Source organism: Massilia sp. UYP11, assembly GCF_050434805.1.
In the GTDB taxonomy this organism is placed as follows: domain Bacteria; phylum Pseudomonadota; class Gammaproteobacteria; order Burkholderiales; family Burkholderiaceae_D; genus Telluria.
In genome coordinates this window covers 1-24890 of sequence record NZ_JBNDJE010000011.1, presented here as the reverse complement: position 1 = coordinate 24890, position 24890 = coordinate 1, and the positions used below count along the sequence as shown (strand labels likewise).

Genomic DNA, 24890 nt, shown 5'->3' with positions numbered 1-24890 from the left:
GACCCGCCCACCCTACGAGCCTATGCCCAACTCTCACGTTCCAGTCATCACCATCGACGGCCCCACCGCCTCCGGCAAGGGAACGGTCGCCAGCCGGGTCGCCGAGCGCCTGAGCTTCCATTTGCTCGACTCGGGCGCGCTGTACCGCCTGACGGCGCTGCAGGCGCTGCGGCGCGGGGTCGAGCCGCGCGACGAGCACGCGATCGCCAAGCTGGCCGAGCACCTGCCGGCGCGGTTCCAGGGAGAGCATATCTACCTGGCGCACGAAGACGTGACGCACGCGATCCGGGCCGAGGAGGTGGGCAATATGGCGTCCAGGATCGCGGCGCTGCCGGCCGTACGCCAGGCGCTGTTCGGGCTGCAACTGGGCTTTCGCCAGACGCCGGGCCTGGTGGCCGACGGGCGCGATATGGGCACCGTGATCTTCCCCACCGCCAAGCTGAAGGTGTTCTTGACCGCAAGTGTTGAGGCGCGTGCGCAACGCCGGTATAAGCAATTGATTGACAAAGGGTTTTCTGCTAATATGAACGACCTCCTGGCAGATTTGCAGGCGAGGGACGAGCGCGACACCAATCGTGCGGTCGCTCCCCTGGCCCCGGCAAGCGATGCGCATCTGCTGGACACGTCCGAGATGGGTGTGGATCAGGCAGTGGACCAAGTGTTGGCTTGGTACGCGCAAAAGTAATCAAGAAGAGTTTTTTAAAGACTTTGAATGGCGTATCGATGCTTTCGGCGTAAGCCGTTGGCATCAAAACGTCATTCCCGCGCAGGCGGGAATCACAGTTCGATGCATACCGTTGGCTCGAGTCATCGCCGTGGTAGGCAAGTAAACTTGGGTTCCAGCCTTCGCGGGGGGCGACGGTCTTTGGGCTGGTGGCGCCGTTTAACGGTGTCGTCGGCCAGGGCCGCCGTCCTTTGGTGTCTGCAACGCGCTTTTATGTTGCAGGCGTGTTTTAACCCTAACCCAGTTCAGTCCGCATATTGTCGGCCTGCTGGTTAACATGAAATATCACTCCTTTTATGTCTACTGCAACTCAAGATACCGGTATGGAAAGCTTCGCAGCCCTCTTCGAGGAATCGCTGCAACGCCAAGACATGCGTTCGGGCGAAGTCATTTCGGCTGAAGTCGTGCGCCTGGATCACAACTTCGTGATCGTCAACGCCGGCCTGAAGTCGGAAGCGTTCATCCCGGTTGAAGAATTCAAGAACGACCAGGGCGAACTGGAAGTTCAGATCGGCGATTTCGTTTCCGTGGCTATCGAGTCGCTGGAAAACGGCTTCGGCGACACCATCCTGTCGCGCGACAAGGCCAAGCGCCTGGCGTCGTGGCTGGCACTGGAAAAAGCGATGGAATCGGGCGAAATCGTCACCGGTACCGTCAACGGTAAAGTCAAAGGCGGCCTGACCGTCCTGACCAATGGCATCCGCGCCTTCCTGCCGGGTTCGCTGGTTGACACCCGTCCAGTCAAGGACACCACCCCATTCGAAGGCAAGACCCTCGAATTCAAGGTCATCAAGCTGGACCGCAAGCGTAACAACGTCGTGCTGTCGCGCCGCGCCGTCATCGAAGCATCGATGGGCGAAGAGCGCCAGAAGCTGATGGAAACCCTGAAAGAAGGCACCGTGGTCACCGGCGTCGTCAAGAACATCACCGACTACGGTGCGTTCGTCGACCTGGGCGGCATCGACGGCCTGCTGCACATCACCGACCTGGCATGGCGTCGTGTGCGTCACCCGTCGGAAGTCCTGTCGGTTGGCCAAGAGATCACCGCCAAGGTCCTCAAGTACGATCAGGAAAAGAACCGCGTTTCGCTGGGCGTCAAGCAACTGGGCGACGATCCATGGACCGGTCTGTCGCGTCGTTACCCACAAGGCACCCGCCTGTTCGGTAAAGTCACCAACCTGACCGACTACGGCGCGTTCGTCGAAGTGGAACAAGGCATCGAAGGCCTGGTCCACGTGTCGGAAATGGACTGGACCAACAAGAACGTGGCGCCAAACAAGGTTGTCCAGCTGGGCGACGAAGTGGAAGTCATGGTCCTGGAAATCGACGAAGAGCGTCGCCGTATCTCGCTGGGCATGAAGCAGTGCAAGGCGAACCCATGGGACGACTTCGGCATGACCCACAAGAAGGGCGACAAGGTCAAGGGTTCGATCAAGTCGATCACCGACTTCGGCGTCTTCATCGGCCTGCCAGGCAACATCGATGGCCTGGTCCACCTGTCGGACCTGTCCTGGACCGAAGCCGGCGAAGAAGCCGTGCGTCGCTTCAAGAAGGGCGACGAGCTGGAAGCCGTGGTCCTGGCAATCGACGTCGAGCGCGAGCGTGTTTCGCTGGGCGTGAAGCAGCTGGAAGGCGACCCGTTCAACAACTTCGCTTCGCGGAACGACAAGGGCACCCTGGTCACCGGCACCGTGAAATCGGTTGAGCCAAAAGGCGCCGTCATCGCTCTGAGTGAAGAAGTCGAAGGCTACCTGCGCGCTTCGGAAATCGCACGTGACCGCGTGGAAGATGCCGGCACCCACCTGAAAGTGGGCGACAGCGTCGAAGCCCTGGTCATCAACATCGATCGCAAGGCTCGCAGCATCCAGCTGTCGATCAAGGCAAAAGACAATGTTGACACCCAAGAAGCAATGAGCAAACTGGCCAACGACAACAGCGCAGCTACGGGCACCACCAGCCTGGGCGCGCTGCTCAAAGCCAAGTTCGACAACAAAAACTAATCAGGCTAACCCCTGACTGGAGCGGCAGATGACCAAATCCGAGCTGATCAACCGTCTGGCTGAGCGTTATTCCCAGCTGGTGGCGAAGGATGCGGAGTTCGCTGTCAAGACCATCCTCGATGCGATGACCAACGCCCTGGCGACCGGGCAGCGCATCGAGATCCGTGGTTTCGGCAGCTTCTCGCTCAACAGCCGCCCCCCGCGCATCGGACGCAATCCGAAGTCCGGCGACAAGGTGATGGTGCCTGAAAAGCGGGTGCCGCACTTCAAGCCGGGCAAGCAGTTGCGCGAGCGGGTGGATGCGATGGTCGGGCAGCCGATCATCAACGATTGAGTCGTCGGGCAGTCCCGAAAAACGGCATCCGCGAGGGTGCCGTTTTTTTTCGCCTGCCGCCAGTCGCCGCCAAGCCAACGCCCGGTGTCATTTTGAAATATCATGACGAGTATGCGACACTTCGCCCTCACACCATTCTCCAGCGGAACCTGCTGATGAAATTCGTCTCGACCATCGTCGGTATCGTCCTGTTCATCCTCTTCTTCGGCTTTGCCCTGAAGAACACCCAGGAAGTCGACCTGCACTTCTTCCTGCAATACGAATTGCGCGGCCCGCTGGTGCTCATGCTGCTGGCCTTTTTCGTTGCCGGCGCCGCCCTCGGCATCCTGGCGCTGACCCCGACCGTGTTCCGCCAGCGCCGCGAGAAGTGGCTGCACAAGATCACCATCCAGTCCCTGCAAAGCGCCGCCGGCACCGGCACCGCGCCGCCGGCGCCGGACAGCGTGACCCCGCCGGCGCCCCGGCCCTGAACAATAACAAAACAAGAAATCCATGGAATTTGAACTCTGGATGCTGCTTGGCATCCCATTCTTTTTTGGCCTCGGCTGGCTTGCCGCCCGGGTCGACATCAACGAGCTGGTCTCCGAATCGCGTACTTTGCCGCGCGGCTATTTCAAGGGCCTCAACCACCTGCTGAACGACCAGCCGGATAAAGCCATCGATTCCTTCATCGAGATCGTCAAGCTCGACCCCGAATCGGCCGACATGCATTTTGCCCTCGGTAACCTGTTCCGCCGCCGCGGCGAAACCGAGCGCGCGATCCGGGTGCACCAGAACCTGCTGGCGCGGCCCGACCTGCCGCCCGAGGACAAGGCGCATGCGCAGTACGAGCTCGGGATCGACTACCTGAAGGCCGGCCTGCTGGACCGGGCCGAGGAAACCTTCCACCAGCTGGTCGACACCTCGTATGCGGTCAAGGCGCGCCGCTCGCTGCTCGAGATCTACCAGCGCGAGAAGGAATGGCGGCGCGCCATCGTGGCGGCCGAAGGCCTGCAGGAGTCGGGCGCCGGATCGCGCCAGAAGGAAATTGCCCAGTTCTATTGCGAACTGGCCCAGGACGCGCTGGTGCACACGGCGCCGAGCGACGCCATGCAATTGCTCGACAAGGCCCTGGAAGCCGACCGCCACAGCGTGCGCGCCACCATCCTGCGCGGCGACGCGCAGCTGGCCCAGGGCGACGTCGAAGAGGCGCTCAAGACCTGGCGCCGCGTCGAGCAGCAGAGCGTGCCGCACGTGGCCCTGGTGGCCGCCCGCCTGATGGACGGCTACCGCAAGGTGGGCCGCCCGCAGGAAGGCGTCAACCTGCTCAAGTCCTACCTGGCCGAGGCGTCGTCGATCGACCTGATCGAAGTCGTGTTCAAGGCCGTCATCGAGCTCGATGGCGTGCAGGCGGCCAAGGAACTGGTGGTCGAGGAGCTGCGCCGCAATCCAACCCTGCTGGGCCTGGATAAACTGCTGGAAGCGCGGCTGATGGATGCGCCGGCGAATATCTGGGAAGAGCTGTCGATGGTCAAGAACCTGGTGCAGCGCTATACCCAGAAGCTGGCGCGCTACCAGTGCAGCCACTGCGGCTTCAAGGCGCGCCAGTTCTACTGGCACTGCCCGGGGTGCAACCGCTGGGATTCCTACCCGCCGCGCCGCACCGAAGAACTGAACGTCATGAACTGAGCACCATGGACAACCCGACCCCGAGCCGCCTGCTGGCGGCCGACGACTTCCGCCGGCAGGCGGCCCCGCAACTGTCTACCGTGCGCCTGCTGGTGGTGGGCGACGTCATGCTTGACCGCTACTGGTTCGGCGACGTTTCCCGGATCTCTCCCGAGGCCCCGGTGCCGGTGGTGCGCATCGAGAAGCGCGAGGAGCGCCTGGGCGGCGCCGCCAACGTGGCGCGCAACGCCGCCGCCCTCGGCGCCCACACGGGCCTCCTGGGCGTGGCCGGCGCCGACGAGGCGGGCGACCAGATGGAGCAATTGCTGCAGGATGGCGGCATTCACAGCTACCTGAAGCGTGACGAGGCGATCTCGACCATCATCAAGCTGCGCGTAATCGGCCGCCAGCAGCAGATGGTGCGCATCGACTTCGAGGATGCGCCGACCGAGAACGTGCTGCGCGACAAGCTCAGTCAGTTCAAGGCGCTGCTGCCCGACTACGACGTGATCCTCCTGTCCGACTACAACAAGGGCGCCCTGGTCAATGTGGCCGAGATGATCGCGCTGGCCCGCGCCGCCGGCAAGATCGTGCTGGTCGATCCGAAGGGCGACGACTTCACGCCGTATCGCGGCGCGAGCATCCTGACCCCGAACCGCTCCGAGCTGCAGCGCGTGGTGGGTGGCTGGAAAACCGAAGAACAATTGCTCGAGAAAGCGCAGAAGCTGCGCGAAGAGCTGAGCCTGGACGCACTGCTGCTGACCCGCTCCGAAGAGGGCATGAGCCTGTTCACGAAGGACGAGGTGCTGCACGTGCACGCCGACGCGCGCGAGGTGTTCGACGTCTCGGGCGCGGGCGACACCGTGATCGCCACCCTGGCCACCATGCTCGGCGCCGGGGCGCCGCTGGCCGAGGCCCTTGTGACGGCCAACCGCGCCGGCGGCATCGTGGTCGGCAAGCTGGGCACGGCGACCGTGACCCGCGAGGAGCTGTTCGGCTAGAAACCGCGCCTGACTTGATCGCGCTCAGTCCGCTGACCCCAACGATAGCCGGGGTCATCCGTCTAAGTGAACGCCGGCGGCGCCGCCGTCGGGCGTATCCAACTTACGGAGAACATGCAATGATCAAGAATCTGATGCTCGCGGTCGCCGCGCTGGTCGTCTCGACCGGCCTGGCCTTCGCCCAGGTGGACGTCAACAAGGCCGACGCCGTGGCGCTCGATGGCGTGAAGGGCGTGGGGCCGAGCATGTCCAAGGCCATCCTGGACGAACGCGCCAAGGGCGAATTCAAGGACTGGGCCGACCTGCAGGGACGCGTCAAGGGCCTGGGCGACAAGAAGGCGGCCAAGCTGTCCGAGGCCGGCCTGGTGGTCAACGGCAAGGGCAAGGACGGCGCCGCGCCCAAGCCTGCCGCGAACGACGCCAAGCCGAGCCAGAGCGCCGACGCCAAGGCGGCTGCCATAGCCACGACGTAATACCGCTCGACGCCATGTATTGACTGACATCCGCGCGGGCGCGTGGCAAGATGTGCAAGCTCAACTGTTACAGCTTGCACATCCATACCAGAAAAGGACACCATGCCTCACGCCCGTGTTTCCACCGCCTTGCTGGCGGCCCTGCTGGCCGCTTCGGCCGGCGCCTGTGCCGCCACCCCGGCCCAGCCGAACATCACCGCCCAGCAAGCGCAAATCAACAAGATCCTGGGCGAAATTTCGCAACAGCGCATCGAAAGCCATATCCGCAAGCTGGTCAGCTTCGGCACCCGCCACACGATGTCGGAAACCGCATCCGAGACGCGCGGCATTGGCGCCGCGCGGCGCTGGATCAAGGCCGAGCTCGAGCGCTGCGGCGCCGGCACGCCGCTGCAGGTGGCCTTCGACAGCCACATGGCGCCGGTGTCAAGCCGCATCTCGAAACCGACCGAGATCGTCAACGTGGTCGCGACCCTGCCGGGCACGCAGGCCGCCTCGAAGGACCGCCTGTATGTGGTCAGCGGCCACTACGATTCGCGCGCCTCGGACGTGATGGACTTCACGTCGGACGCGCCGGGCGCCAACGACGACGCCTCGGGCACCGCCGCCATCATGGAACTGGCGTGCGTGATGGCCAAGTACAAGTTCGATGCCACGCTCGTGTTCATGGCCGTCGCGGCCGAGGAGCAGGGCCTGATCGGTGCGCGCCACTGGGCGACCCAGGCGCGCGAAAAGGGCTGGAACGTGGCCGGCATGTTCACCAACGACATCATCGGCAGCTCGCGCGGCGACGACGGCAAGGTCGACGACAAGTCGGTGCGCCTGTTCGCCCAGAGCATCCCGGCGACCAAGGAAATGAGCGAGGCCGTGCGCCAGCTGGTGGCTACCGGCGGCGAGAACGATTCGATCTCGCGCCAGCTCGCGCGCCACACCAAGGAGCAGGGCGAGCGCTACGTGAAGGGCTTCAAGGTCAGCGTCATCCAGCGCCACGACCGCTACCTGCGCGGCGGCGACCACATGCCGTTCCTGGAGCAGGGCTACGCCGCGCTGCGCTTTACCGAACCGGCCGAGAACTTCGACCACCAGCACCAGGACCTGCGCACCGAGAACGGCAAGGCGTATGGCGACACGCTCGAGCACGTCGACTTCCGTTATGTCGCCAACGTGACCCGCGTCAATGGCGCCGCCATGGCGTCGCTGGCGCTGGCGCCGGGCGCGCCGCAGGAGGTCAGGCTGCGCACCGCGGGTCTGACCAACGATTCGACCCTGGTGTGGAAGGCCAGTCCTGAACCCGACCTGGCCGGCTACCGCCTCGTGTGGCGCGACACCACCGCTGCGGCCTGGGAAGGTTCGAAGTGGGTCGGCAACGTCACCGAGGCGACAGTCGACCTGTCGAAGGACAATGTGTTCTTCGGCGTGCAGGCGGTCGACAAGGACGGCAACGTCAGCCCGGCCACTTATCCCTTGCCGCTGCGGTAGGGTTGGCGGCTACGCCGCCGACGCGGTGATGGTTGGCAGCCAGATCATTCGGCACGGGAGCGGTGCCGCTAGGGTTGGCAGCCAGATCATGCGGCGCGGGAGCGGAGCCGCTCCCGACGTCGTATTGCTTCTCGGATTAAAATGACACTTTGGTTTCGCAAGGAATAGAGAAAGCAATGGCTTACAAGACCATCGAAGCCACGATCGGCAATACGCCGCTCGTGCAGCTGCAGCGCCTGCCTGGCGCCGACATCGCGGCCCGCAACAACATCATCCTGGGCAAGCTGGAAGGCAATAACCCGGCCGGCTCGGTGAAGGACCGCGCCGCCATGTCGATGCTGCGCGGCGCGGAGCAGCGCGGCCAGATCAAGCCGGGCGACACGCTGATCGAAGCCACCAGCGGCAATACCGGCATCGCGCTGGCGATGGCGGCCGCGATCCTCGGCTACAAGATGATCCTCCTGATGCCCGACAACCTGTCGGTCGAGCGCCGCCAGAGCATGGCCGCGTATGGCGCGCAAATCATCCTGACGCCGAAGTCGGGCGGCATGGAATACGCGCGCGACATGGCCGAGCAGATGCGCCAGGGCGGCCAGGGCATCATCCTCGACCAGTTCGCCAACTTCGACAATCCGCGCGCGCACTACGAGACCACCGGTCCCGAAATCTGGCGCGACACCGAAGGCCGCATCACGCACTTCGTCAGCGCCATGGGCACCACCGGCACCATCATGGGCGTGTCGCGCTACCTGAAGGAACAGAACGAGGCCGTCCGCATCATCGGCGCCCAGCCCGAAGAAGGCTCGTCGATCCCGGGTATCCGCAAATGGCCCGAAGCCTACCTGCCGAAGATCTTCGAGGCGGCGCGCGTCGACCAGGTCGAGAGCGTGAACCAGGCCTCGGCCGAACAGATGGCGCGTCGGCTGGCGGCCGAGGAGGGCATCTTCTGCGGCATCTCGGCCGCCGGCGCCTGCGAAGTGGCGCTGCGCATCGCCCAGACCGTGGAAAACGCGACCATCGTGTTCGTGGTGTGCGACCGCGGCGACCGCTACCTGTCGACCGGCGTCTTTCCCGCCTGACGGCGCCGCGCAATGAAAAAGGCCGCCTGGGTCACAGGCGGCCTCGTTGTATCAGTCGCTGGGACTGCATAGACCGTTCGACGGGCGTGTCGCCGACGATAACCGGTCGTCCGCCAATGCGGCGGCTCGTACGCCCGCGCGGGCGTACGCACTACTGATCCGGCGGCGCGCAAGGCGCCGCCTGTTCCCTGCAGCGAGAAACCCGGGCGCCTGGCGGCGCCGTGCGGCTTCTCAGTCCTTCGCTGCCGGAACCGCGCCTTCCTTCGGCTTGAACTGCTTGTCGCTGATGCGGAACTTCGCACGGCGGTCGCCCATCAGGTAGCGCAGGTCGCGGATCGACAGGTCGCTCACTTCGTGCATGCGGATCAGCAGCGAAGCGCCGACCGGAAGGCGGTGGTGGCGGATCTTCGAGATCACCGGCGGGGCGACTTCGAGGGCGCGCGACAGGGCTGCGTCGTTCTTCAGGCGCAGGTTCTCGATCAGGGTGTCGAGAAGGCGGTTCGGGTTGTACTGGAGCAGCTCGTCGCCTTCCGAATCGCTGTTCATATCAATGCCGACTTGGTTAGTCATGATTCAAATTCCTATCTGGGGTTGAAACGGAGTCGCTGGCGGCGTTCGATTCCGGAAGTTTAATTTCGTAATTTTCTATTCAATTGTACAACTATTTTTATTCCGATACTCATGAGCAAGTCGGAATTGTTCTCTCACCTCGGATGTCGTTGTCTCAATGCAACAATAGCCGCAATGCAATTCTCTCACAAAGTCACCGCAGAAATATATTGTTTTTTATTTAATTATTAGTGTACGGGCATCCAGCACTTGATGCCGCACGGTACGATATTTGCTGACGAATTGGAAAGAAACAGGGGGGTATGTTGCCACGCATGCCATTTTTGTAACCGACACAACAATGTTGGCGGCGGATACCCCTGGGGGTATGTAGGAGAATGCCTACGCACAACGGAAGAAGAAAGCGGGAAACCTGTTACAAAAGATTACAAAGTTTCCCGTTCGGAAAGACTCAGCCGGGCCGTGCCGCCTTGACCGCGCGTCCCAGGTCGACAACCGACATGGCATAGAAATAACTACGATTGTATTTGGTAATGGCATAGAAGTTATCGTTAGCCACCCAGTATTCCGTTGCCTCGGCGCCGTTCTGCAGGTCGATCAGCCCATACAGGCGGTCGCCCGGCAGCGTCGTTCCCGTCACCACGCCCGCCTCGCGCAGTTCCGCCGGGCGCAGGGTGGCGCTCAGGCCGCGCCCGAGCAAGCCTTCCCAGGCGCGCGTCGGCGAGACGTCGGCCGCGTACACGGTGGGGCCGCGGTGCTCGGCATTCCAGCCATGCTGGACCAGGAAATTGGCCACGCTGCCGATCGCATCGGTCGCCGAACCGCGCAGGTCGACCCGGCCGTCGCTGTCGAAGTCGACGCCGTATTTGAGAATATTGCTGGGCATGAACTGCGGCATCCCGACCGCGCCGGCAAACGAGCCCAGCAGCGAGAAAGGCTCGTAGCCGCGCTCGCGCGCCAGCACCAGGGTATTGGCCAGCTCCTCGCGGAAGAACGCCTTGCGCGCGGCCTGGTTCGGCGCTTCCGGATAGGCGAAGGCGAGGGTGGTCAGGCTGTCCAGCACGCGGAAGGTGCCGGTATCGCGGCCATAAATGGTCTCGATGCCGATGATGCCGACGATGATCTCGGCCGGCACGCCATAGGCCGCCTCGGCGCGCGCCAGCGCGTCGGCGTTCTCGTTCCAGAAGCGCACGCCGGCGCGGATGCGGATCGGCTCGATGAAGCGCGCGCTGTAGGCTTGCCAGTTTTTCGGCTTGCCCGGCGGCGCCGGCTTGACCAGCTGCACGGCGCGGTCGATGAAACGGACCTGGCCGAACAGGGTGCGCAGCGCCTCGCGCTCGAAACCGTGGTGCGTAACCATTTCTTCAATAAACTCACGCACCGGCAACCATTCGACGAAGTTCACGTGTTCCGGGTCCTGGTCGGCCGCCAGCGTGATGGCGGCTTGCGTTGCGGTGGTCTGGGGGGCGGCGAGGGCATCGCCATGCGCGCCGGCGGCAAGCGCGAGCGCGGAAAACAGGATTGCTATCGATTTCATCTGACTTGCGACAATAAGCGTTTCAAGGTGGCGGTAAGCCGGGGATCGGTGGACGGGGGCGCGTAGCGCCAGGCGCTGTAACGGTGCAGGAATTCCTGCGCCGCCGCGCGCGCGTGGGGCGCCAGCCGGCTGTCGCCGGCGACCCGCGCCGCGTAGGCGCTCGGTCCTTCGTCGTGCGCGCGCGCCAGGCCCAGCTGGCCGAGACGCTTGCACAGGGTCGAGTATAGAGCATCGACCGGGTGGATTTCCCGGCGGCGGCGCAAAAAGACCAGCAAGGCGATGCCGAGGGCAATGGACGTTAGCAGAGCGATAAAAGGCCAGCCGGACAGTGATCGCTGCAAGTCGCGCACGACGTCGCGCTGGCGCTCCGGCGTATAGTTGAGCACCCACTGGTTCCAGCCATTGTTGACGGCGCCGACGGCGTTGCGCAGCTGGGCCAGCCAGGCATTGGCGCCGCCCTGGAACGGATTCATGCCGCGCAGCGCCTCGATGCCGAACGGGGCCGGGCGCGGCACCGAGGCGTCCAGGCCGCGCCGCACGCGCTCGGGCGCCACCGCCGCGGTCGGGTCGATCCGCTGCCAGCCGATCCCCGCGATCCAGACCTCGGCCCAGGCATGGGCATCGGACTGGCGCACCGTCATGAAGCCGTCGAGCGGATTGATCTCGCCGCCCTGGTAGCCGGTCACCACCCGCGCCGGCACGCCGGCCGCGCGCATCAGGAACACGAAGGCCCCCGAATAGTGTTCGCAAAAGCCGGAGCGGGTGGCGTACAGGAATTCGTCGACCGTATGCCGGCCCAGCAGCGGCGGCGCCAGCGTGTATTCGAACGGTTGCTCGCGGAACTGCGCCAGCACGGCTTCGACCCGTTGCGCCGGATCGGGAAGCCGGCGCAGCGCGCGCCCGGCGGCCAGCGCGCGCGGGTTGAAGCCATACGGCAGCAGCAGCCAGCGCCCGGCGTCGTCCAGGGCCGGCCCGCCCTGCAACGCGAATTGCAGATGCGAGCTGGCGCGATAGCGCACCCGGGTCGAGAGCACGTCGTTCGCCGTCAGCTCGAACTGCGGCGAGAGGCGTAGTCCGTGGCCCGCCACCTGCGGCAGCTCGCCCGGCATCTCCAGCGTAAACACCCAGCGCGACTGCGAGGGTTCCAGCGTCACCTCGTAGTCGACCGCGTCGCCGCGCACCGCCAGGTGCAGGTCGCGGCCGGAGGCCTGGCTGGCGCCGCGCGACCAGGTCAGGCCGTCGAAGAAATCGAGCACCGGGCCGCGCCAGTAGAGCTGGTTCTGCGCCGGGGGCGGCGTCAGGAAGCGCACGCGGAAGGCCGTCTCCTCGGACAAGGCCAGGTTCGACATCTGGCCCGGCGCCATCGTGTCGGACAGGCCGGAGCGCGAACCGCCGCCGCCATCGCCCGGCATGGTCCACAGCGGGCCGTGGATGCGCGGGAAGACCACGAACAGCACGACCGCGATCGGCAGGGCGAAGGCCAGCATGCGGCCGGCCATCGCCAGGCGGGTGCGCAGCGGCGGCACCCTGTCTGCGAACTGGAAAGACAGCTGCGTGGCCAGCAGGAGCAGCACCGAGGCCACCGTCAGCAGGGCGGTGCCGATGCCCTGCGAATAGAAGAAATTGGTCAGCACCAGGAAGAAGCACAGGAAGATCACGACGAACAGGTCGCGCCGCGCATGCATCTCGAGCATCTTGAAGGCGACCAGCAGGACCAGCATCGCCACCCCGGCATCTTTTCCGAGCAGGGTCTCGTAGCTGAACTGCACGCCGGCCATCGCGGCCACCGCCACCGGCAGCAGCACCAGGGCCGGCGGCATGCGCTTGCCGCGCAGGGTGATCGCGGCGCGCCAGGCCAGGGTGGCGCCGCACAGCAGCGAGACCCACAGCGGCAGGTGCAGGGTATGCGGCGCCAGCACCAGCACCGCGCTGCCCAGCAGCAGCAGGGTGTCGGCCTTGTCGCGGGTGAGCGGGGTGGCGAACAGCTTCATGGCGCGCCCCCGTTGTCGTGCGCGAGCCCCTCGTTCATCCCATGGAGCGCCAGCGCGCGCAGGCAGGCCGCCTGGTGCGCAGCGCCCAGGGCGGCGGGCAAGCGCAGCGCGCCGAGGCGGAAGGCATAGGGCAGGGCGCGGCTTTCCGCCTCCAGCACCCAGCGCGTCAGGCGCGACAGGCGCAGCTCGAGGTCGAGCGTGGCGGGCAGGGCGTCGAAGTCGAGCACCAGCTCGTCGCCACCGCCACCCTCGAAATGCTTCGACACCAAGGCGCCGCCGAATTGCGGATCGAGCCGGGCGATCTGGCGCCATGCCAGCTGGCGCGGCGAGTCGCCCGCCTGGTAGTTGCGCACGCCGGCGAAATCGTCGTGGCCGGCGGCGCGCAGGCTGCTGCCGCTGCCCCCGCCCAGCGGCAGGCTTGGCGCGCCGTCCTCGGGGCGCGGATAGACCAGGGCGCGCGCGGCCGGGCGCCAGTAGCTCCAGGCGGTGAACAGGCCGAGCGGAAAGCGCGTCGACAGCCTGACCCGGGCCGGCGCCAGCCAGCCGCGCCGCAGGGTCGGCACCGACAGGGCCAGGATCGCGTGGGCGCCGGGCGCGATGTCGGCCACGTGGCGCATATCGTCGACATTGGCGGCGTCGGCAAAGTCGGCCCGCACGGCGTAGCGCGCCAGGCGCGTGCGGTTGAAGACCTGCAGCTCGAACTGGGCTTCCTGGCCGGCGAACACGGGCGCGATCCGGCCCTGCTGCAGGGCCAGGTGCGCCAGGTTGCGGTAGGTGGCGACCATGTCGACCAGCGCGCACGACAGCGCGAGAAAGGTCAGGGCGAAGCCCAGGCCCAGCGCGTAATTGACCGAGCCGATCAGCAGCACCGCCAGCAGCACGGCGAAACCCAGGCCGGCCCGGCTCGGCACGATGAACACGCGGCGCTGCCTGAGCACCACCTCGCCGGCGTCCAGCCTGCCGGCGCGCGGCAGCCAGGCGCCGGTCGCGCGGCGCAGCCGGGCGCGCAGCCCCCCGGCCTTCTGCAGCGCCTGCGCCATCAGACCGGCACCGCCTTCTGCAACTGCAGCACCAGGTCGCGGCTGGCCAGCGCGGTGCCGTGGGCGGCGCGCAGGGGCCGCAGGCGGTGCGCGCAGACCGGCACCAGCACGGCCTGGATGTCTTCCGGGATCACGTGGTCGCGGCCTTCCAGCGCGGCCCAGGCGCGCCCGGCCTGCAGCAGGGCGATCGCGGCGCGCGGCGACAGGCCTTCGGCGAACAGGCCATTCTGGCGCGACGCATGGGCCAGCGCCTGCACATAGGTGACCAGGTTGCTTGACGCGTGGATCTCGCGCAGCTGGCGCCGGGCCTGCGCCAGCTCCTCGGGCAGCATGGCCGGCTGGAGTGTTTTCAGCATGCTGCGCCGGTCTTCTCCCATCAACAGCGCGCGCTCGGCGGCGGCGTCCGGGTAGCCCAGGCTCAGGCACATCAGGAAGCGGTCGAGCTGCGATTCGGGCAGCGGGAACACGCCGACCTGGTTGGCCGGGTTCTGGGTCGCGATCACGAAGAACGGCTCGGGCAGCGGCCGCGTGACGCCGTCGGCCGACACCTGGCGTTCTTCCATCGCCTCGAGCAGGCCGGACTGGGTCTTGGGCGTGGCGCGGTTGATCTCGTCGGCCAGCAGCACCTGGGTAAAGATCGGGCCCGGATGGAACACGAACTCGCTCTTGTCGCGCTCGTAGACTGAAATGCCGGCCACGTCGGCCGGCAACAGGTCGCTGGTGAACTGGACCCGGTTGAAGCGCAGGCCGAGCGAGATCGCCAGCGCATGCGCCAGGGTGGTCTTGCCCACGCCCGGCAGGTCGTCCAGCAGCAGGTGGCCGCCGGCCAGCAGGCAGGTCAGGGCCAGGCGCACCTGCTGCTCCTTGCCGACCACGACTTGGTTGACCTGGCGTGCGGCGGCGTGCAGTTGATTGAACATGGATTTTCCGTGGGTTGGTCGATGCGGTCGATGCGCCGTTCGGTGGGCGCCCATGGCGCCGGCCGAGCGGGGCCGCGGCTTGCCGTGGTAGATTAGCGCCATTGGCAAGCTTCATGCCCTGGCGACCGCCAGCCGTTCCAGAGGATTCTATGCGAGAACGGCGGCGCAGGGTGTGAATGGATGAGCATAGTCGGAGACGAGAGCACCATGAGTACAGCGATTTACAGCCACCCGGACTGCCTGCAGCATGAAATGGGCAACTGGCACCCCGAATCCCCGGCCCGCCTGCAGGCGATCGACGACCAGCTGATCCTGGCCCGGCTGGACGGACTGATCGAGCAGCGCAGCGCGCCGCTCGCCGAGCTCGAGCAGGTGCTGCGCAACCATACGCCAGGGGCGCTGGCGCTGGTGCGCGACCACGTGCCGGCCACGCCCGGCGACTATTACCCGCTCGACGGAGACACCTCGCTCTGTCATTACAGCTACCGGGCGGCACTGCGCGCGGCCGGCGCCGCGGTGGCCGCCACCGACGACGTCATCAAGGGCAGCGTCTCGAACGCCTTCTGCTCGGTGCGCCCGCCCGGCCACCATGCCACGCCGACCGAGCCGATGGGGTTTTGCCTGTTCAACAATGTCGCGATCGCGGCGCGGCACGCGCTCGAGGCCCACGGATTGGACCGCGTGGCCATCGTCGACTTCGACGTCCACCACGGCAACGGCACCGCCGACGCCTTCCGCGACGAGCCGCGCGTGCTGATGGCCAGCTTCTTCCAGCATCCCTTCTATCCCTACAGCGAGGTCGAACCGGTCACGGCCAACCGCGTCAACCTGCCGGTGCCCGCGCACTGCGCCGGCGACGCGGTGCGCGCGCTGGTGCAGGAGCACTGGCTGCCGGCGCTGCACGCCTTCAAGCCGCAGATGATCTTCATCTCGGCCGGCTTCGACGGCCACCGCGACGACGACATGGGCGGCATGGGCCTGGTGGAAGCCGACTATGCCTGGATCACGCGCCAGATCATGGCGGTGGCCAAGGAACACGCCGGCGGGCGCGTGGTGAGTTGCCTGGAAGGCGGCTACGACCTGTCGGCGCTGGGGCGCAGCGTGGTGGCGCACCTGAAGGTGATGGCCGACCTCGAATAAGGTGTCGGCGCCGCTTCACGGAACTCAGCGGCGCATTTCACGCACTAACCCATGACCGGCGCATGCCGGGCTTGGAGGAGTCCACCGTGAACAACAAGACGAACAAGAAGCACACCCTGTGTGCGCTCTGCCTGCTGGCGGCTGCGGGATTGGCCGAGGTCGCGGGCGCGCATGCCGCCAATTACACCCTCTGGATCAACGGCCGCACCAGCGGCGGCACGCCCGGCAATTACGCCGACTTCCGCTACTGGGGGCCGGACACCACACCTGCCGGCGTCAACAAGAAGGCCGTCAACTGGGACGGCTACAGCAGCATCTCGTCGCAGAGCGTGCGCGTGCGCGACGCGCTCGACTGCTTCTGCACCGGCCAGAACTGGTGCTATATCGCGGCCTACAGCGCGGGCGAGCTGCTGCTGGGGTACACCCTGGCCAACTTCGGCGGCACCACGCGCGGCATCAAGAACGCCACGCCGAATGCGGCCGGCGTCTGCGGCGACGCGGGCGGCGTGCAGGGCGGCTGGAACATCAAGTGGGTCAGGGTGGCGTCGGGCGCCGCGGGCGGCTCCGAGATTGCCAATGCCGGCGCCTGGACCACCTCCGAGCCGCTGGTGCAAGACCTGCGCACCGGCACGGCGCGCGCGATGTACAACCACAACGACACCCGCAACATCTGGTTCTACCGCTACGCCGGCGCGCGCGGCACCCTGTACTCGTTCCTGCTGCCGGGCCAGGACGACGAGGTCGTGGCCTACCACAGCAGCGGCGGCGCGGCCGGCAATTCCGGGCGCTCGCTCTGCAATCCGGGCGACTGGTTCTGCGACGACCTGCGCTATGGCACCGAACCGAACCAGGGCGGCAGCGTCAAGTGGAGCTGGCACTCGGTGGCCTTCCGCGACGACCGCGAAAGCGTCGACCACTATGGCGACGGCAACTGGGAGGGCATCATCGGGGTCGTGCGCGAGGCCATGGTCAATACCGCCAACTAGGGGGCCGGCATGGAGCGGCGTTGGCGCTGGCCGGCCGCGGCGGGCGTGGCGGCCTGCATCGGCCTGGGGCTGATGGTCCTGGTGGACCGCGGCGAGGCGGGGTCCGACGCGGCGCCGTCCGCGCCGGCCACGCCGTCCGCCCCGTCCATCGCCGCGCCGCCGGCCGCGCCCCCGCAGGCAGAGCAGGCCGCGCGCCGGCGCCAGCTGGTCGAGCAGGTGCGCCTGACCGACCACACCTATTGCAGCTACCTGGCGCATTCGCGCTATCCGCACGAGTCGCGGCCGGCCGGCCACCATCCCGACCAGCTGTACCCCAACCAGCCGCTGCTCGAGACCAATCCGATGCGGGCCGAGGGCGGCGACAGCCATCCCGAGATCCAGCTGCAGAGCGCGCAGTCGCGGGTCTACCTGGCGGCCGGCGAAGAGGGCCGCTTCTCGCTGCGCGCGCTGGACGCGGGCGGCCAGCCGCTGCCGCTGGTCGTCACCCGCGCGCTGGCCCAGGGCATGACCTATGGGCAGAGCCGTGCGGCGCCGCGGGTCGCCGTGCCGTTCGCCGACGAGGGCGGCGCCTGGAGCGGGACATTCGCGCCGGCGCAGACGGCGCTGGCCGGCTTTCACGGCACCATCCGGCTCGAGGTGCGCTACCAGGCCGGCGGCCGCGAAGGCTTCGTGCTGTTCGACGTCATCTACTCGCCGCAGTCGCCGGCCAGCTGGAGCGCCGCGCCGCGCGAGGCGATCGACGGCGGCGCGCTGCAGTTCGCGCTGCCGCTGGACGTGCGCCTGCCCGGGCGCTACGTGGTCACGGGCCGCGTCGACGATGCGGACGGCCGGCCATTCGCGCTGGCCACCTTCAACGAGGTGCTGGGGCAGGGCGCGCAGCAGGTGCTGCTCAGGGTGCACGGCAAGCTGCTGCACGACGGCGCGCCGCGCCTGCCGCTGCTGCTGCGCGACGTCGAAGGCTATCTGCTGCGCGAGAATCTTGACCCCGACCGCCTGCTGTTGCCGCGCCTGGAGGGAAAGGTCTTTGCCAGCCGCACCCGTTCGCTGGACGGCGTGCCGGATACCGAGTGGCAGAGCGAGGAGCGCAGCCGCTACCTGGCCGAGTATGCGAAGGACCGCGCCGCGGCCAGGGCGCGGCTGGCGCGCGTCGATCCGCAGGCGCCGCTGCCGCCGGCCGACTGCAGAGCGGATGCGCAGGGCCGGACGGATCAGTAGGGAAGCAGGGGCAAGCGCTCGACCAGCGCCGACACCATGATGGCGCCGCACAGCATCAGCACGCCATACCAGCGTGCCGGCGACCGCTTCAGTTTTTCCCGTGTACGCATGTCCGTCTCCGTCGTGTTCAGGCAAGAGGGCAGTGTGCGCGTGGAATAGGTCATCCGTGTTGCATTAGCTCAACGGCGGGCGCGATGGAAAGCGGCGTTGTGGCGGCGCCGCACCGGTTGTGTCACCGTTTATGTCGACGCACAGCGTAAAATAGCGCCTTGGACGAAAGATTAAGAGAGCAATAGTATGTCTATTCAATGGTTCCCTGGCCACATGAACGCGGCCAAGCGGGAAGCGGCCGAGCAGATGGAAAACATCGATCTGGTGATCGAGGTCCTCGATGCGCGCCTGCCCGAGGCGAGCTGCAACCCGCTGGTGGAAGAGCTGCGCAAGTTTCGTCAGCGCCCTTGCCTGAAGATATTGAACAAGATCGACCTGGCCGACCCGAACGCGACTGCCGCCTGGAAAGCCTATTACGATGCCCAGGAAGGCGTGACCGCCTATCCGATGACGACCAAGAAGCCGGCCGATGTCGCCCGCATCCCGGACCTGGCCCTGTCGCTGGCGCCGCACCGCGGCGTGCCGACCAAGCCGCTGCGCATCATGATCATGGGCATCCCGAACGTCGGCAAATCGACGCTGATGAACGCGCTATTGAAAAAGCGCGTGGCCAAGGTGGGCGACGAGCCGGCCGTGACCAAGACCCAGCAGCGCCTGTACCTGAACAAGAACGTGGTGCTGGTCGACACCCCCGGCATGCTGTGGCCAAAGATCGCCATGGCCAGCGACGGCCTGATGCTGGCCGCCAGCCACGCGATCGGCACCAATGCGCTGGTCGAGGAAGAAGTGGCCGAATACCTGGGCGACCTGCTGCTGCAGCGCTATCCGCAACTACTCACGGCGCGCTACGGCTTCAAGACCGAGGGCATGGACGGCGTGGCCGTGATCGAAGGCGTGGCCCAGCGCCGTGGTTTCCGCGTGCGCGGCGGCGATTTTGATTACGAAAAGGCGGCGCATACGCTCTTGCAGGATTACCGCCAGGGTGCGCTGGGCCGCATCAGCCTCGAGACGCCCGAGTCGCGCGCGGCCAGCCTGGCCCAGCATCAGGCCGAGGTGGCCGAGAAGGCCCGCATCGCGGCCGAGAAGGCGGCCGCAAAGGCCGACGAAGCGGCGCGCGGCAAGCGCGGGACCTAAGGCCGCCCCAGGGCCGCGGTTTTCATCGTTGGCCCAAACCCGTCGTACCCGCGAAGGCGGGTACCTAAGTTTGCTAGCGTTTCGACGGCGCCGACAGTACTTGGATACCAGCCTCCGCGGGTACGACGTGCTGGAGCCGCAGCAAATTGTTCAAGCCTGCGGCGCCGCCCCGAACCTGAAACTCGACACCGTCAAATTCCCCATGAACGCGTCTTCATGATAGACGCAGGCCGCCGCCTCCTGTTCGGCCGCCCCCAGCGCCACCATCAGCGGGATCAGGTGTTCCTCGCGCGGGTGCGCCGCCCGTGCCATCGGCGCCGCCTCCCAGCGCAGCATGGCCTGTTCGCGTTGGGCAGGATCGAGTTCGAGCAGCGCGTGCTGCAACCAGCCATCGAAGGCGCGTGACGCCTCCCGCCCGTTCGGCCCGAACTGGCGCAGGTTGTGGTACGACAGCCCGCTGCCGATGATCAGGATTCCCTCGTCGCGCAGCGGCGCCAGCGCGCGGCCCGCCGCCAGGTGCGCGGCCGGATCCAGGTCGCGCCGGATCGACAACTGCACCACCGGCATGCGCGCTTCCGGATAGACCGGGTACAGCATCGAGAACGTGCCATGGTCGAAGCCGCGTTCGGCGTCCAGCGCGGCCGGGTGACCCGCGGCCTCGAGCAGGTCAGCCACGCGCCGCGCCAGCGCCGGCTCGCCCGGGGCCGGATACTTGACCTGGTAGGTGTGCGGCGGGAACCCGCCGTAGTCGTAGATCATGCCGGGCGCCGTGCCGGACGACACCATGAACTGCGGCGTCTCCCAGTGCGAACTCACGACCAGCACCGCGCGCACGGCGTCGTGGGCCTTTCCTTCGGCCTCGGCGCGTAGCGCGGCCAGCGAGGCGGCCAGCTGGTCATAGGCCGAACCGTACTGCTCGCGCATCCACGGCCAGGGGCCGCCGCCGTGCGAAACGAAATAGGTGGGTAAACGCGCCATGGCCGTTCCTTCTGAAGCATGAAAACAACGATGGTAGCCGATCCCGCAGCAAGCTGCCGGCGGCCGGTCAGGCTGCATCTTGTCAAGGTATAATCGCCCCGTTTTGGTGCTCTCGCGCGCTTCCAGGCGCGCGAAGTTAAACGGGAAACACGACATGGCCGCGCCACGCGCCGCCATGGAAGTGTGCTGCCCCCGCAACGGTCAACAAGCGCCGCGCCTGCATTTGCAGCGCGGCAGGCATTCTCGACAACCACTGTGCATGCCGCGCAGGAAGGTGAGGCCGCCATGCTTGCCAGCCCGGATACCGGCCAAAGCAGGTGGAAGCGCCATGCGTTTCCGTTGACTCCGGGCTGCGGGGAAGCAGGCCGGTGCCTTTTATCGAGAACACATTCATCATGATTTTTGCAGCCGCACCGCGCCGCGCGCCACTCGCACTGGCTTGCGCTGTCGCCCTGTCCGCCCTCGCCACCCAGGCCGCAGCACAGGACAGCGTCCAGGAAACCGCCCAGCACACGATCCCTTCGGTCCTCATCACCGGCCCGCGCTTTCCGGCCCAGGCCACGCCGATCGGCGCCAGCGTCATCACCGCCGAGCAGATCCGCAGCGCCGGCGCCCTTGACGTCAATGCCGCGATCCGCAAGATCGGCGGCGTGTTCGGCCGCCAGAGCCTGGACGGCTCGCCCGACTTCGGCCTCGACCTGCGCGGCTTCGGCACCAACAGCGCCCAGAACACGGTGGTGCTGGTCGACGGCGTGCGCCTGAACGAGAACGAGCTGGCGCACACGGTGCTGTCGACCATTCCCGTGGACACGGTCGAGCGCATCGAGATCACGCGCGGCGGCAGCAGCGTGCTGTACGGCGACGGCGCCACCGGCGGCGTGATCAACATAGTCACCCGCCGCGGCGCCGGCAAGGATGGCACTTCGGGCTCGCTGTTCGTCGAAGCCGGCCGCTTCGACCACCGCGACCTGCGCGCGTCGGTCACCCACGGCGCCGGCCCATGGTCGTTCGACGCCGCAGTAAGCGACCGCCGCACCGATAACTACCGCGACAACAACCGCTACGAGCAGACCAGCTTCAGCGGCGGCGTGCAGTTCGCCTATGCGCCGAATGGCCGCGCCGGCCTGCGTTTCGAGAGCGCGCGGTCCGACTCGCGCCTGCCGGGTTCGCTGACCGAAGCGCAGTTCCTGGCCATTCCGACCCAGAGCAATACGCCGGATGATTTCGGCTCGCTCGACACCGATCGCCTGACCGCGTTCGTCGAGCACCGTGTCGGCGCCTTCGAGCTGGCGGCCGAGCTGTCGCACCGCGAGCGCGAGGTTGCGTCGACCTATGTGTCCCCTTTCTTCGGTACCTCGGCATCGATCTACGAATCCGAGCAGACCCAGTTCTCGCCGCGCCTGCGCCACACCGTCGACCTCGGCGGCAAGCGCAACGAGTTTGTCACCGGCATCGACCTGATCCGCTGGGAGCGCGACGTCAGCGCCGATTTCTCGGCCGGCGCCGCGCGCCAGGACGCGACAGCGTTTTACCTGCGCGACGAACTGCGTTGGAACGCGCCGCACAACGCCCGCCTGGCGGTCGGCGCTCGCCACGAGCGCTTCGAGAAGGACTACAGCGACCCGCTGGCCTTCCCGCCGGTCGTGGGCGAGCACCGCAGGCAGTCGCTCAACGCCTGGACCGTGGAAGGCAGCATCGACGTGATGCCACGCGTGACCGTGTTCGCCAAGGCCGGCCGCAGCTACCGCATCGCCAACATCGACGAGAACGCCTACCGTTCGACCCTGGACGTGCTGGAGCCGCAAACCTCGCGCGACCTGGAACTGGGCGTCAGCGCCGGCACTGAGGCACGCAAGGCGACGGCGCGCGTGTTCCGCCACCGCCTGACGGACGAGATCTTCTTCGACCCGACCATCGGCTTCGGCGCCAACACCAACCTGGATCCGACCCGGCGCCAGGGCGTGGAGCTGGAAGGGCAGGCGATCTTCGCCAAGGCCTGGCGCCTGACCGGCGCGTGGCAATACGTGCAGGCCGAGTTCCGCGACGGCCCCAACGCCGGCCGCGAGATGGTGCTGGTGCCCAGGCATGTCGTCACCGCGCGCCTGGCCTGGACGCCGGGCGACGGCCAGAGCGCCGACATCGGCGCCCATTGGGTCGACAGCCAGCGCTACGGCAACGACTTCACCAACGGCTGCAGCACCCGCATGCCGTCGTTCACCACGATCGACGCCCGCTATGCGCGCCGCTTCGGCCCGTGGGAAGTGGCGGTGTCGGGCCTGAACCTGGCCGACCGCCAGTACTACAGCCAGGCCTACAGCTGCCGCGCCGGCATCTATCCGAGCGACGGCCGCCAGCTGAAACTGTCGCTGCGCTTCGACTTCTGAAGCCATGAAGTCCGCGCTGGCGGCCGTGCTGGCCGCAACGTCAGTCAACGCGCTCGCGGCGATCGCCGTCGTCGACGACGCCGGGCGCACGGTCACGCTGGCGCGGCCGGCCCAGCGGGTGATCTCGATGGCGCCCCACGTCACCGAGCTGCTGTTCGCGGCCGGCGGCGGCGCGCGCGTGGTCGGCGCCGTGAACTACAGCGACTATCCCGCGGCGGCCAACAAGCTGCCGCTGGTCGGCAGCTACGACAGGATCGACGTCGAGCGCGTGCTGGCGCTGAAGCCCGACCTGCTGGTGGTCTGGCATAGCGGCAACCCGACGCGCCAGGTCGAGCAGCTGGCGCGGCTGGGGATTCCCGTCTATTACAGCGAGCCGAGCCGGCTGGAGCAGGTCGGCGACAACCTGCTGCGCCTGGGCCGGCTGCTCGGCACCGAGCCCGCGGCCCGGCGCGCGGCGCACGACTACGGGGCGCGCATCGCGGCGCTCAGGACGCGCTACGCCGGGCGGCCGCCGGTCGGTGTGTTCTACCAGGTGTGGGACCGTCCGCTGTACACCCTCAACGACGACCATGTCGCCAGCGACATCCTGCGCCTGTGCGGCGGCCGCAACCTGTTCGGCGCGCAAAAGACGATCGCGCCCGAGGTTGGCGTCGAGGCGGTGATCGAAGCCGATCCCGAAGTCATCCTGGTCGGCAAGCGCGACGATCCCACGAATCCCGGCTGGAAGATCTGGCAACCCTACAAGGGCATGACGGCGGTCAAACGTGGCAACCTGTTCGAGATCGATGGCGACCTGACCAGCCGGGCGGGGCCGCGCACGGCCGAGGGCGCCGCCCGTATCTGCGCGCTGCTCGAACAGGCGCGCGGGCGCCGCCCTTGACGACTTGACGACGCCGCCGGCATGGATTGACAATCACCACACGGCTGTTTCAGGCGTAAGCAAATGCAAAAAATTGCGCTCCCAGGACAGGGAATTGACAAAAAGTGGTAATCTCGCGGTCGTTCGTTCATTCTTTCGGAAGGATTTTATGCGCACCCTGCGTTTCGCCCTCGTTGCCGCTGCCCTGGTCGCCGGTTTCGCCAATGCTTCGCCAACCGATCCGCGCGTTGGCGCCGAATACACCGTGCTCGCGAACCCGCAGCCGACCCAGACCGTGGGCAAGAAGGTCGAAGTGGTCGAGTTCTTCGCCTACCACTGCGGCGCCTGCAACGCGTTCGAGCCGACCCTGGTGAACTGGGTCAAGAAGCAGGGCGACAACATCGTGATGCGCCGCATCCCGCTGCCGTTCCAGGGCGCCAGCGATCCCGAAGCCCGCCTGTTCCTGACGCTCGACGCCATGGGCAAGCTGGAGCAGTACCATCATCGCGTGTTCCGCGCCGTGCACGTCGAGCGCAAGCGCCTGATGAAGGATGACGACATCATCGCCTGGGCCACCGCGAACGGCCTGGACAAGGCGAAATTCCTGGAAGCGTGGAACTCGTTCGGCGTGCAGACCAAGCTCAAGCGCCTGCCGCAGATCGCCGAAGCGTACAAGGCCAGCAGCACCCCGACCGTCGTCATCGACGGCAAATACGTCGTGTCGCCGGCGACGGTGGCGCAATCCAACAAGATCCAGGACATGGGCCAGCTGATGAACGCGACCGGCCAGGTCCTGGACGCACTGGTGGCGAAGGCAGCCAAGGAAAAATGACCGAGAAAGTCGAAGGCGAGATCCTCAAGATGTACGAAGGGTCCCGGCCCAAAGAGGAAAACTTGTTCGAGACCAGTAACGTGAATCACATCGCGTGGTCGCTCGCGCTGGTCTTTGTCCTGACCACCATCTGGTTCGGCATTGCGCTCGTCAATGCCGAAAACCAGCGCCATGCGATGGCATCGAATCTCTGTCCTGACCAGGTGTTCAAGGAGGGGTTCGACAAGAAGTGCCTGCTGACCGTGCGCTCGCGCGATCATTGGTGGGAGCATCTCTGGTACGGCGTGACCCATGTGCGCGCCCGGCCCGATCACGACGGCCGGATCGATACCAGGAAGTAACCGTTCCTCCAGACTTCCGCAAAGCTGGTCGAAATTGCCTAAACCTGCTCGCTGCTGGATTCCTGCTTCACCGGGGCCGGTTTCACGCCGTGCCCGCGCACGGCGCCAGCGCCTGCCC

General features: G+C 66.6%; 23 protein-coding genes and 1 riboswitch. Of the genes, 17 read left to right on the top strand and 6 right to left on the bottom strand.

Annotation, left to right across the window (positions count from 1 at the left end; all coding sequences use genetic code 11):
• Positions 1 to 22 precede the first annotated feature (22 nt).
• The 9 genes from cmk (at position 23) to cysM (ending at position 8734) form a co-directional block, all read left to right on the top strand.
• Complete coding sequence (cmk, locus tag ABIB38_RS15445) at positions 23 to 685, top strand: (d)CMP kinase (RefSeq protein WP_429205142.1); 663 nt, start codon at positions 23 to 25, stop codon at positions 683 to 685.
• A gap of 335 nt (positions 686 to 1020) precedes the next feature.
• Positions 1021 to 2724: a 30S ribosomal protein S1 gene (rpsA, locus tag ABIB38_RS15440; protein ID WP_429205141.1), complete on the top strand. Its 1704-nt coding sequence runs from the start codon at positions 1021 to 1023 to the stop codon at positions 2722 to 2724.
• 28 nt (positions 2725 to 2752) lie between these two features.
• Entirely contained in the window at positions 2753 to 3058 is a 306-nt protein-coding gene (locus ABIB38_RS15435; protein WP_005668997.1) for an integration host factor subunit beta, read from the top strand.
• Positions 3059 to 3213: 155 nt separating this feature from the next.
• Complete coding sequence (locus tag ABIB38_RS15430) at positions 3214 to 3528, top strand: LapA family protein (RefSeq protein ID WP_429205139.1); 315 nt, start codon at positions 3214 to 3216, stop codon at positions 3526 to 3528.
• 22 nt (positions 3529 to 3550) lie between these two features.
• Positions 3551 to 4726, top strand: a complete 1176-nt coding sequence (gene lapB, locus ABIB38_RS15425; protein WP_429205138.1) for a lipopolysaccharide assembly protein LapB — start codon at positions 3551 to 3553, stop codon at positions 4724 to 4726.
• Between the two features lie 5 nt (positions 4727 to 4731).
• Positions 4732 to 5706 carry a D-glycero-beta-D-manno-heptose-7-phosphate kinase gene (gene rfaE1, locus ABIB38_RS15420; RefSeq protein WP_429205136.1) on the top strand — a complete coding sequence of 325 codons (975 nt, stop codon included), beginning with the start codon at positions 4732 to 4734 and terminating at the stop codon, positions 5704 to 5706.
• A gap of 119 nt (positions 5707 to 5825) precedes the next feature.
• Positions 5826 to 6179 (top strand): ComEA family DNA-binding protein, encoded by a 354-nt coding sequence (locus tag ABIB38_RS15415; protein WP_429205135.1) that lies wholly within the window; start codon positions 5826 to 5828, stop codon positions 6177 to 6179.
• Positions 6180 to 6281: 102 nt separating this feature from the next.
• Positions 6282 to 7655 (top strand): M20/M25/M40 family metallo-hydrolase, encoded by a 1374-nt coding sequence (locus ABIB38_RS15410; protein ID WP_429205134.1) that lies wholly within the window; start codon positions 6282 to 6284, stop codon positions 7653 to 7655.
• Positions 7656 to 7831: 176 nt separating this feature from the next.
• A complete protein-coding gene (gene cysM / locus ABIB38_RS15405) occupies positions 7832 to 8734 on the top strand; it encodes a cysteine synthase CysM (RefSeq protein ID WP_429205133.1) in 903 nt (300 codons plus the stop codon).
• Between the two features lie 231 nt (positions 8735 to 8965).
• Here cysM and ABIB38_RS15400 read toward each other — a convergent pair whose 3' ends face one another.
• The 5 genes from ABIB38_RS15400 to ABIB38_RS15380 all read right to left on the bottom strand — a co-directional run bounded on the left by ABIB38_RS15400 (position 8966) and on the right by ABIB38_RS15380 (position 14792).
• A complete protein-coding gene (locus ABIB38_RS15400; protein ID WP_005669009.1) occupies positions 8966 to 9304 on the bottom strand; it encodes a hypothetical protein in 339 nt (112 codons plus the stop codon).
• Positions 9305 to 9755: 451 nt separating this feature from the next.
• A complete protein-coding gene (gene mltB / locus ABIB38_RS15395; protein ID WP_429205131.1) occupies positions 9756 to 10841 on the bottom strand; it encodes a lytic murein transglycosylase B in 1086 nt (361 codons plus the stop codon).
• Complete coding sequence (locus ABIB38_RS15390; protein WP_429205129.1) at positions 10838 to 12832, bottom strand: transglutaminase TgpA family protein; 1995 nt, start codon at positions 12830 to 12832, stop codon at positions 10838 to 10840. Before ABIB38_RS15390 ends, mltB begins: the two co-directional genes overlap by 4 nt.
• Entirely contained in the window at positions 12829 to 13872 is a 1044-nt protein-coding gene (locus ABIB38_RS15385; RefSeq protein ID WP_429205128.1) for a DUF58 domain-containing protein, read from the bottom strand. Before ABIB38_RS15385 ends, ABIB38_RS15390 begins: the two co-directional genes overlap by 4 nt.
• Positions 13872 to 14792: an AAA family ATPase gene (locus ABIB38_RS15380; protein WP_429205127.1), complete on the bottom strand. Its 921-nt coding sequence runs from the start codon at positions 14790 to 14792 to the stop codon at positions 13872 to 13874. Before ABIB38_RS15380 ends, ABIB38_RS15385 begins: the two co-directional genes overlap by 1 nt.
• 207 nt (positions 14793 to 14999) lie before the next feature.
• On the opposite strand from ABIB38_RS15380, the gene ABIB38_RS15375 reads away from it, so the two are divergent.
• The 4 genes from ABIB38_RS15375 to ylqF all read left to right on the top strand — a co-directional run bounded on the left by ABIB38_RS15375 (position 15000) and on the right by ylqF (position 19378).
• Entirely contained in the window at positions 15000 to 15932 is a 933-nt protein-coding gene (locus ABIB38_RS15375) for a histone deacetylase family protein (protein ID WP_429205126.1), read from the top strand.
• Between the two features lie 86 nt (positions 15933 to 16018).
• Positions 16019 to 16918, top strand: a complete 900-nt coding sequence (locus tag ABIB38_RS15370) for a hypothetical protein (protein ID WP_429205125.1) — start codon at positions 16019 to 16021, stop codon at positions 16916 to 16918.
• Between the two features lie 9 nt (positions 16919 to 16927).
• On the top strand, positions 16928 to 18133 hold the full coding sequence (locus tag ABIB38_RS15365) for a hypothetical protein (RefSeq protein ID WP_429205124.1): 1206 nt from the start codon (positions 16928 to 16930) through the stop codon (positions 18131 to 18133).
• Positions 18134 to 18430: 297 nt separating this feature from the next.
• Entirely contained in the window at positions 18431 to 19378 is a 948-nt protein-coding gene (ylqF, locus tag ABIB38_RS15360) for a ribosome biogenesis GTPase YlqF (protein ID WP_429205123.1), read from the top strand.
• A gap of 150 nt (positions 19379 to 19528) precedes the next feature.
• Here ylqF and ABIB38_RS15355 read toward each other — a convergent pair whose 3' ends face one another.
• Entirely contained in the window at positions 19529 to 20356 is an 828-nt protein-coding gene (locus tag ABIB38_RS15355) for a DODA-type extradiol aromatic ring-opening family dioxygenase (RefSeq protein ID WP_429205121.1), read from the bottom strand.
• A gap of 87 nt (positions 20357 to 20443) precedes the next feature.
• A riboswitch (cobalamin riboswitch) is annotated at positions 20444 to 20683 on the top strand.
• A 68-nt stretch (positions 20684 to 20751) separates the two neighbouring features.
• Between ABIB38_RS15355 and ABIB38_RS15350 the strand changes: the two genes are divergently transcribed.
• The 4 genes from ABIB38_RS15350 (at position 20752) to ABIB38_RS15335 (ending at position 24772) form a co-directional block, all read left to right on the top strand.
• The gene (locus ABIB38_RS15350; RefSeq protein ID WP_429205120.1) at positions 20752 to 22740 is read left to right on the top strand and encodes a TonB-dependent receptor family protein; all 1989 of its coding nucleotides are present in this window, start codon (positions 20752 to 20754) and stop codon (positions 22738 to 22740) included.
• Positions 22741 to 22744: 4 nt separating this feature from the next.
• Positions 22745 to 23620 carry a cobalamin-binding protein gene (locus tag ABIB38_RS15345; RefSeq protein WP_429205118.1) on the top strand — a complete coding sequence of 292 codons (876 nt, stop codon included), beginning with the start codon at positions 22745 to 22747 and terminating at the stop codon, positions 23618 to 23620.
• Positions 23621 to 23768: 148 nt separating this feature from the next.
• Entirely contained in the window at positions 23769 to 24431 is a 663-nt protein-coding gene (locus ABIB38_RS15340; RefSeq protein ID WP_429205117.1) for a thiol:disulfide interchange protein DsbA/DsbL, read from the top strand.
• Complete coding sequence (locus ABIB38_RS15335; protein WP_429205116.1) at positions 24428 to 24772, top strand: hypothetical protein; 345 nt, start codon at positions 24428 to 24430, stop codon at positions 24770 to 24772. The genes ABIB38_RS15340 and ABIB38_RS15335 overlap by 4 nt, the downstream gene beginning before the upstream one ends.
• Positions 24773 to 24890 lie beyond the last annotated feature (118 nt).

Bases quoted from the DNA above. Each gene is read 5' to 3' on its own strand.
- cmk (WP_429205142.1), top strand. From the start codon at position 23: ATGCCCAACTCTCACGTTCCAGTCATCACCATCGACGGCCCCACCGCC.
- rpsA (WP_429205141.1), top strand. From the start codon at position 1,021: ATGTCTACTGCAACTCAAGATACCGGTATGGAAAGCTTCGCAGCCCTC.
- ABIB38_RS15435 (WP_005668997.1), top strand. From the start codon at position 2,753: ATGACCAAATCCGAGCTGATCAACCGTCTGGCTGAGCGTTATTCCCAG.
- ABIB38_RS15430 (WP_429205139.1), top strand. From the start codon at position 3,214: ATGAAATTCGTCTCGACCATCGTCGGTATCGTCCTGTTCATCCTCTTC.
- lapB (WP_429205138.1), top strand. From the start codon at position 3,551: ATGGAATTTGAACTCTGGATGCTGCTTGGCATCCCATTCTTTTTTGGC.
- rfaE1 (WP_429205136.1), top strand. From the start codon at position 4,732: ATGGACAACCCGACCCCGAGCCGCCTGCTGGCGGCCGACGACTTCCGC.
- ABIB38_RS15415 (WP_429205135.1), top strand. From the start codon at position 5,826: ATGATCAAGAATCTGATGCTCGCGGTCGCCGCGCTGGTCGTCTCGACC.
- ABIB38_RS15410 (WP_429205134.1), top strand. From the start codon at position 6,282: ATGCCTCACGCCCGTGTTTCCACCGCCTTGCTGGCGGCCCTGCTGGCC.
- cysM (WP_429205133.1), top strand. From the start codon at position 7,832: ATGGCTTACAAGACCATCGAAGCCACGATCGGCAATACGCCGCTCGTG.
- ABIB38_RS15400 (WP_005669009.1), bottom strand. From the start codon at position 9,304: ATGACTAACCAAGTCGGCATTGATATGAACAGCGATTCGGAAGGCGAC.
- mltB (WP_429205131.1), bottom strand. From the start codon at position 10,841: ATGAAATCGATAGCAATCCTGTTTTCCGCGCTCGCGCTTGCCGCCGGC.
- ABIB38_RS15390 (WP_429205129.1), bottom strand. From the start codon at position 12,832: ATGAAGCTGTTCGCCACCCCGCTCACCCGCGACAAGGCCGACACCCTG.
- ABIB38_RS15385 (WP_429205128.1), bottom strand. From the start codon at position 13,872: ATGGCGCAGGCGCTGCAGAAGGCCGGGGGGCTGCGCGCCCGGCTGCGC.
- ABIB38_RS15380 (WP_429205127.1), bottom strand. From the start codon at position 14,792: ATGTTCAATCAACTGCACGCCGCCGCACGCCAGGTCAACCAAGTCGTG.
- ABIB38_RS15375 (WP_429205126.1), top strand. From the start codon at position 15,000: ATGAGTACAGCGATTTACAGCCACCCGGACTGCCTGCAGCATGAAATG.
- ABIB38_RS15365 (WP_429205124.1), top strand. From the start codon at position 16,928: ATGGAGCGGCGTTGGCGCTGGCCGGCCGCGGCGGGCGTGGCGGCCTGC.
- ylqF (WP_429205123.1), top strand. From the start codon at position 18,431: ATGTCTATTCAATGGTTCCCTGGCCACATGAACGCGGCCAAGCGGGAA.
- ABIB38_RS15355 (WP_429205121.1), bottom strand. From the start codon at position 20,356: ATGGCGCGTTTACCCACCTATTTCGTTTCGCACGGCGGCGGCCCCTGG.
- ABIB38_RS15350 (WP_429205120.1), top strand. From the start codon at position 20,752: ATGATTTTTGCAGCCGCACCGCGCCGCGCGCCACTCGCACTGGCTTGC.
- ABIB38_RS15345 (WP_429205118.1), top strand. From the start codon at position 22,745: ATGAAGTCCGCGCTGGCGGCCGTGCTGGCCGCAACGTCAGTCAACGCG.
- ABIB38_RS15340 (WP_429205117.1), top strand. From the start codon at position 23,769: ATGCGCACCCTGCGTTTCGCCCTCGTTGCCGCTGCCCTGGTCGCCGGT.
- ABIB38_RS15335 (WP_429205116.1), top strand. From the start codon at position 24,428: ATGACCGAGAAAGTCGAAGGCGAGATCCTCAAGATGTACGAAGGGTCC.